At 63.8% G+C, this 7,014-nt stretch carries 7 protein-coding genes; 6 read left to right on the top strand and 1 reads right to left on the bottom strand.

Features of this window, described 5'->3' with window-relative positions; all coding sequences use genetic code 11:
- The 3 genes from EN969_RS10660 to EN969_RS10650 form a co-directional block, all read left to right on the top strand.
- Nucleotides 1-573 (top strand): citrate/2-methylcitrate synthase (locus EN969_RS10660; protein WP_281060003.1); only part of this gene is annotated, 573 nt, incomplete at its 5' end.
- Between the two features lie 178 nt (nt 574-751).
- Nucleotides 752-1,543 (top strand): 3-hydroxybutyrate dehydrogenase, encoded by a 792-nt coding sequence (locus EN969_RS10655; protein WP_063169183.1) that lies wholly within the window; start codon nt 752-754, stop codon nt 1,541-1,543.
- Between the two features lie 49 nt (nt 1,544-1,592).
- Nucleotides 1,593-2,723 (top strand): patatin-like phospholipase family protein, encoded by a 1,131-nt coding sequence (locus EN969_RS10650; RefSeq protein ID WP_027162499.1) that lies wholly within the window; start codon nt 1,593-1,595, stop codon nt 2,721-2,723.
- 33 nt (nt 2,724-2,756) lie between these two features.
- Here EN969_RS10650 and EN969_RS10645 read toward each other — a convergent pair whose 3' ends face one another.
- Nucleotides 2,757-3,353, bottom strand: a complete 597-nt coding sequence (locus tag EN969_RS10645) for a TetR/AcrR family transcriptional regulator (protein ID WP_013529190.1) — start codon at nt 3,351-3,353, stop codon at nt 2,757-2,759.
- A 123-nt stretch (nt 3,354-3,476) separates the two neighbouring features.
- On the opposite strand from EN969_RS10645, the gene EN969_RS10640 reads away from it, so the two are divergent.
- Genes EN969_RS10640 through EN969_RS10630 form a run of 3 tightly spaced genes read left to right on the top strand, consistent with a single transcriptional unit; the run spans nt 3,477 to nt 6,819 of the window.
- Nucleotides 3,477-3,938, top strand: a complete 462-nt coding sequence (locus tag EN969_RS10640) for a (2Fe-2S)-binding protein (protein ID WP_063169182.1) — start codon at nt 3,477-3,479, stop codon at nt 3,936-3,938.
- Nucleotides 3,939-3,940: 2 nt separating this feature from the next.
- Nucleotides 3,941-6,214, top strand: a complete 2,274-nt coding sequence (locus EN969_RS10635) for a xanthine dehydrogenase family protein molybdopterin-binding subunit (RefSeq protein ID WP_127419115.1) — start codon at nt 3,941-3,943, stop codon at nt 6,212-6,214.
- On the top strand, nt 6,211-6,819 hold the full coding sequence (locus tag EN969_RS10630; protein WP_063169180.1) for a hypothetical protein: 609 nt from the start codon (nt 6,211-6,213) through the stop codon (nt 6,817-6,819). The genes EN969_RS10635 and EN969_RS10630 overlap by 4 nt, the downstream gene beginning before the upstream one ends.
- Nucleotides 6,820-7,014: the final 195 nt, after the last annotated feature.

The following is a 7,014-nucleotide window of genomic DNA, read 5'->3' as shown; positions in this document are numbered from 1 at the left end:
GGCCTCAACGCATCGACCTTTGCGACGCGCGTGGTCGCCTCCACGCAGGCCGGCCTGACATCCTCTGTGCTGGCCGGGCTTGGCGCGCTCAAAGGGCCGCTGCATGGTGGCGCGCCTGGCCCCGTCATCGAGATGCTGGATGCGATCCAGGCGCATGGCGATGCCGCCGGCTGGCTGCGCAACGAGATCGCGCAGGGCAGGCGCATCATGGGGTTCGGCCATCGCATCTACCGTGTGCGCGATCCGCGCGCCGATGTGCTGAAGGCCGTCGTGCGGCAACTCGGCGGCGAGGGCGAAACCGGTCGCCGGCTGGCCTTTGCGGAGACCGTCGAGCAAACGGCGCTCGAGGTGCTTAGGATCGCCAAGCCGCAGCGTTCGCTGCAGACCAATGTCGAGTTCTACACCGCGCTGGTGCTGCAAGCGGCGGGCTTTCCGCCGCAAGCTTTCAGCAATGTCTTTGCCGCCGGGCGCGTGGCCGGCTGGATCGCGCATGCGCGTGAACAGCAGACGACTGGACGGCTGATCCGACCGCAGTCGCGCTATGTCGGGCCGGTGCCGGACCTGGTCGCCTGAGGTTCTTTCGGCGCCTGGCGAGCGACTCCGATCCGATCAGGATCCTCCTGGTGAGCGGCCGTGTGGCCGCTCATGACGAAAATTTCATCTCGTCGAAAAATTCTGGCCGCTGTTATTGCGTCGCATTGAGCATATATGCTGCACTGCAACATAAGATCGCTCTTGCCGCAACCAGAGGATTTCGACCTTGGCCGCCAGAAAACACGCAGTCATCACCGGCTCCACATCGGGCATTGGCCTGGCCATCGCCCAGGCGTTGGCGGCCGAAGGCCATAATGTCGTCGTCAACTCCTTCTCCGACACGGCTGCCGACCACGCCATCGCTGACGCGATCGCCAGACAGCACAAGGCGAAGACGGCCTATATCAAGGCCGACATGTCGAAGCCGGCCGAATGCCGGGCGCTGATCGCCAAGGCGGCCGAGACATTCGGTTCGGTCGATATTCTCGTCAACAATGCAGGCATCCAGCATGTCGCGCCGGTGGAAGAGTTCCCGATCGAGAAATGGGACGCCATCATTGCCATCAACCTGTCGTCGGCGTTCCACACCATCGCGGCCGCCATCCCGCTGATGAAAAAGGCCGGCGGCGGCCGGATCGTCAACATCGCCTCGGCGCATGGCCTGGTCGCGTCGCCGTTCAAATCGGCCTATGTCTCGGCCAAGCACGGCATCATGGGATTGACCAAAACCGTTGCGCTCGAACTGGCGCGCGAAAAAATCACCTGCAACGCCATCTGCCCCGGCTATGTGCTGACGCCGCTGGTCGAGGCGCAGATCCCCGCCCAGATGAAAGCCCATCAGATGGACCGCGAGACCGTCATCCGTGAGGTCATGCTGGACAAGCAGCCGACCAAGGAATTCGTCACGGTGGAGCAGATCGCGGCAGCGGCGGTGTTCCTGTGCTCGGACGCGGCGGCGCAGGTCAACGGCACGCAACTGTCGGTCGACGGCGGCTGGACCGCCGCGTGAGGCGCAAAACTCTCTCATCCACCCAAAGGGATAGATCAAGGACGACGCCATGACCAAGAACGGCAAGGCGGAGGAGACGAAGAAGATCAACGTAGCGCTTCAGGGCGGCGGCTCGCACGGGGCCTTTTCCTGGGGTGTGCTCGACCGGCTGCTGGAGGACGGACGGCTGGAGATATCAGCAGTGTCCGGCACCAGCGCCGGCGCCATGAACGCGGTGGCGCTGGCCGACGGATATGTGCGCGGCGGAGTCGAAGGCGCGCGGCAAAAACTTGACGATTTCTGGCGCGCGGTGGCGGCCAAGGGGCGGTTCAGCCCGGTGCAGCGCATGCCGTGGGACGTCGCCTGGGGCAACTGGTCGATCGAGAACACGCCCGGCTATCTCTTCTTCGATACCATGTCGCGGGTGTTCTCGCCCTATGTCGCCAACCCACTCGGCCTCAATCCGCTGCGCGACGTGGTGCAGCAGGAGATCGATTTCGAGAACGTCCGCGCCTGCAAGTCGATGGAACTGTTCATCTCGGCGACCAATGTCGAGACCGGACAGTTGCGCGTCTTTTCCGACGGGGAGATCGACCTCGATACGGTGATGGCCTCGGCCTGCCTGCCGCAATTGTTCCGCGCCGTCGAGATCAAGGGCGTGCCCTATTGGGATGGCGGCTATGGCGGCAATCCGGCGCTTTATCCGTTCTTCAAGACGGCTGCGACCGAGGACGTGCTTCTGGTGCAGATCAATCCGGTGGTGCGCGAGGGAACACCAAGAAGCGCCAACGAGATCCAGAACCGCATCGACGAGATCACCTTCAACGCCGGGCTGCTGCGCGAATTCCGCTCGATTGCCTTCGTCAAGGAGCTGATCGCCGCCGGCCGTCTGCCACATGGCGAGTACCGCGACATCCGCATGCACCGCATCGATGCCGACGAGGCGTTCAAGGACCTGTCGGCGTCCTCGAAGGTCAACGCCGAATGGGCGTTTCTGACCTACCTCAGAGATCTCGGCCGCACCGCCGCCAGCGACTGGCTGGAAGAGAATTACGACGCCGTCGGCAAGCGACCGACGCTCGATCTCTCCGGCGAACTGGATGACGGCTTCAAGCCGGTACGCGGTCCGGCACCCGGCCGGCGGGTCAAGGAATTTCTTGCGGCCCGCAAGAACCCGGAGGCAGAGCGCCGGCGCGCCTGAGCGACCAATCGATGTGCATCGATTGGTCCGCAATCATGCTTTCAAGGTCAGGTCGATCACCCTGATCAGGGCAGCGGCTGCCTGCCGCTGCCCTTCCGGATCTCTGATCCGCGCCTTCATGCCTTCCAGCCCGTCGAGCAGCATGTCGGCAAGCAGTTGCGCCGACAGGCCCCTGGCCGCCAGATCGACGCCGTTCCTGGCTGCCTCGCCCTCTATCGCGGCGCCGATGTGTTGGCCAAGCCCGCCGCGCCAGCAGCCCACCAGATCGCCAAGGCTCGATTTCATGTCCAGCAATTCGGCGCCGTGCGGCGAGGCAACGACCGCGCTCATCATCGAGATAAAGGCCTCATCGATGGCTCGCATCATGCGCTCGGTGAAAGGGCCGTCGCCGGATAGGGCAAACCTTGCCGCCTCGACCGAGCGCGACAGGATCATCATGGCGATGGCGCGGAAAATGTCGGTCTTGTTCTTGAACAGGAGATAGAGCGCCGGGCGCGACATGTCGGCGGCACGGGCAATGTCGTCCATGGTGGTGCGCGAGAAGCCATAGGCCAAAAACACCTTCATCGCGCCATCCAGAATACGGACGCGTTTGGGATCGGCGGTGGCGGTGTCTTCGATCTGGTTCATAGAGCAATTCTATCCTGCAAAATCCTAATTGACAAAATGACGAAATTTGTCAATCTGTATCGGAGCGAAACGGCCGGGAGGCCGCTTCGCCCTTGGCAGTGGACGACAACAAAGGGTATCCCCATGCGCCTCACCGTCGACGGTCAGTCATTCGATATCGACGCCGATCCGGACATGCCGCTGCTGTGGGCACTGCGCGATCTCATTGGCAAGACCGGGCCAAAGTTTGGCTGCGGCATCGCCGCCTGCGGCGCCTGCACTGTACATGTCGACGGTCAGCCGGTGCGTTCCTGTTCGTTTCCCGTCGGCGAGGTCGGCGGCGCCGTCACCACCATTGAAGGCATCGGCACGGCAGGCGGACTGCATCCGGTGCAGCAGGCATGGCTGGAGGAACAGGTCGCGCAATGCGGCTACTGCCAGGCCGGCCAGATCATGAGCGCGGTGGCGCTGCTCGATGAAGTCGCCGACCCGAGCGATGCCGACATCGACAACGCCATGGGCGGCAATCTCTGCCGCTGCGGCACCTATCCCAAAATCCGCTCGGCCATCAAAAAGGCCGCGGCGCTCAAGACGGCGGGGCTCTGACCATGGCCAGTGTCGGAAAGATCGCCCGCCGCACGTTTCTGATTGGCGCTGCCGCTGTCGCTGGCGGCGTTGCCGTCGGCTATTACTACTATCGCAAGCCGTTCCCGAACCCGCTCGAGGCCGAGCTTGGCAAGGGCGAGGCGACGTTCAACCCTTATGTGAAAATCGGCGCCGACAACACCATCACCATCGTCGCGCCGCGCGCCGAGATGGGGCAAGGCATCTCGACGACGCTTGCGGCCATGGTCGCAGAGGAACTCGACGTCGGGCTCGACCGGGTCATGGTCGAGCATGGACCGGCATCCCATGCCTATTACAACGCCGCGATCCTCGAGGAGGGCGGTCCGTTCGCCTTCTTCGATGAAAGCCTGACCGCGCAGGCGGTGCGTTCCGGTCTCGGTGTGGTCGGCAAATTCCTTGCCCTGCAGGGCACCGGCGGTTCGGCTTCGACACGCGACGGTTTTGACAAGATGCGGCAAGCGGGTGCCGCTGCCCGGCAGATGCTGGTCGCAGCGGCAGCGCAAAAACTGGGTGTCGCGGCGGCCGATCTGGAAACGGCCGACGGTTCGATCCTGCACAAGGCGTCGGGCAAATCGCTGACCTACGGCGCGGTCGCCGCGGCTGCCGCCGCGATGGCGCGGCCGGCCGAAGTCAGGCTCAAGGACCGGGCCGACTGGAAGCTGCTGGGAAAGCCGCAGAAGCGCATCGACATGCTGGCAAAGCTCACCGGGGCGCCGATCTTCGGCATCGATGTCCGGCTGCCGGAGATGGTCTACGGCACGGTCAAGATGAGCCCGCGCTTCTGGTCGAAGCCGGTCAAGGCGGACCTCTCCAAAGCCGAGAAAATGCCTGGGGTGATCAAGATCGTGCTGCTCGAGACGAATTACGGCCATGGCTTCGGTATCATCGCGAATAATACATGGGCAGCATTCAAGGCGGCCGAGGCGATCGACGCCCAGTGGTCCGATCCTGAATATCCGCTCAGCAGCGCCGCCATTTCAGATGTGCTGAAGCAGGCGCTTGCCACCAAGGGGTCGGTGATGCGCGACAATGGCGATGTCGAAACCGCCTTTGCCGACGCGCCGCGCGAAAGCATCATCGAGGCAGACTATGCCGTGCCCTATCTGGCGCATGCGACGATGGAGCCGATGAACGCCACGGCACAGTTCAGGGACGGTGCGCTCGACATCTGGTGCGGCAACCAGGCGCCGACCCTGGTGCGGCAGCTTTGCGCCAACGCGGTCGGCATCGAGCAGGACAAGATCAATGTGCACACCACCTTCATGGGCGGCGGTTTCGGCCGGCGCGTCGAGATGGACTACGCGCTGTGTGCCGCGCTGATGGCGAAGGAGACGGGCGGACGCCCGATCAAGGTGACGTGGACGCGTGAAGAAGACATGCGGCACGACGCCTATCGGCCGGCTGCTATCGGCAAGTTCCAGGCGCGGCTCGGTGACGATGGCATGCCGATCGCGGTCGACATGAAGATGGCCTCGCCATCGGTGATTGCCGGTACGCTGCGCCGGCTGTTCCCCTCGGTATCGCCGCTCGGTCCCGACAAGACCATTGTCGATGGCGCCTATGACCAGCCCTACACGATCCCGAATTATCGGGTCAGGGGTATCGCGGCGCCGGTCTCCATCCCTGTCGGCTCCTGGCGTTCGGTCGGCAGTTCGGTCAACGGCTTCTTCCATGAGGGCTTCATGGACGAGATCGCGGTCGCCGGAAAAATCGATCCGGTCGAGATGCGCAAGAGACTGATGGCCGCCTATCCCTCGGCGGTGAAGGCGGTCGAGAAAGTCGCCGCGATGGCGAAATGGGGCGAGGCGCTGCCCGCCGGCAAGGCCAAGGGCATGGCCTTCACGCTGTCCTTCGGCAGTTGGGTCGGCGAGATCGTTCAGGTGGCGGACACGCCGGCCGGCATCCGCATCGAGAAGGTGTGGATCGCCGCCGATGTCGGCACCGCGCTCGATCCCGGCATCATCGAGGCGCAGTTGATTTCCGCCGCCATCTACGGCCTTTCGGCGGCGATGGGTCAGGAAATCACCTTCGCCGACGGCATGGTCGAACAGTCGAACTTCCACGATTTCGATGCCATGCGGATCTTCCAGTGCCCGGTCTTCGAAGTCGCCATCCTGGAAAATTTCCACAAGATGGGCGGCGTCGGCGAGATCGGCACACCGCCGGCGGCTCCAGCACTCGCCAACGCCATCTTCGCGCTCACCGGAAAGCGCATCCGCACGCTGCCGCTGTCGAAAACGGTGGCCTTCGCATGAAGAAGCTCCTCATCATGCTGACGCCTGCTGCCATGCTCGTGCTCGCAGCGCCGTTTGCGATTGCGCAAGAGAGCCAGACGCCGGCGCCGGCGACCGTCGACGCGGCGAAAGGCCTGCCCGAATGGGACAAGGTCTATGCGGTGTTCTCGCATCCGCGCTGCGCCGACTGTCATGTCGCGGACGACCGGCCGCGATGGTCGGGTGCGCACTATCGCGGTACGCGCGTTCACGCCTTCAATGTCCAGCGCGGTGCTGACGGGTCGGGCTTCGGCAATCCGGGCCTGCGCTGCACGACTTGCCATTTCTCCAGCAATTCCAAGGCATTGCACGGGCCGCCCGGGGCCGAGAACTGGCATTTGGCGCCGGCCGAGATGGCCTGGTTCGGCAAATCCTCGGCCGAAATCTGCGCCCAGATCAGGGATCCCCTGCGCAATGGCAACCGCAGCTTGAAGGACATCGCGCTGCATGTTCGCGACGACAGATTGGTCGCCTGGGGCTGGGCGCCGGGGCCGGATCGTGAACCGGCTCCGGGCTCTGCCGAAGCGACCTATCAAGCGATCGAAGACTGGGCCGCGGCGGGCGCATCTTGTCCGCCGGGGCAATGATCTTGCAACTTTCAGACTATATTGCGGTGCAACTTTGATGTAGAAGCGCGCTTCGCCGATCACGGCAAATTGAACACGGCTTGGCGCGCACCCATATCGGCGACGCGCCCGCGTTATGAGGACGCTGGCCGAACCCGCAGTGGAAAACAACGACGATGCCGAGAATCAGGTTTCACAAGCTTGCAGCCATTGTTG

Origin of the sequence: Mesorhizobium sp. M7A.F.Ca.CA.003.01.2.1 (genome assembly GCF_003998945.1) — a bacterium.
In the GTDB taxonomy this organism is placed as follows: Bacteria; Pseudomonadota; Alphaproteobacteria; order Rhizobiales; family Rhizobiaceae; genus Mesorhizobium; species Mesorhizobium ciceri.
Note: the sequence above shows the minus strand (reverse complement) of the source record. Positions and strands in the feature narration are given on the sequence as shown.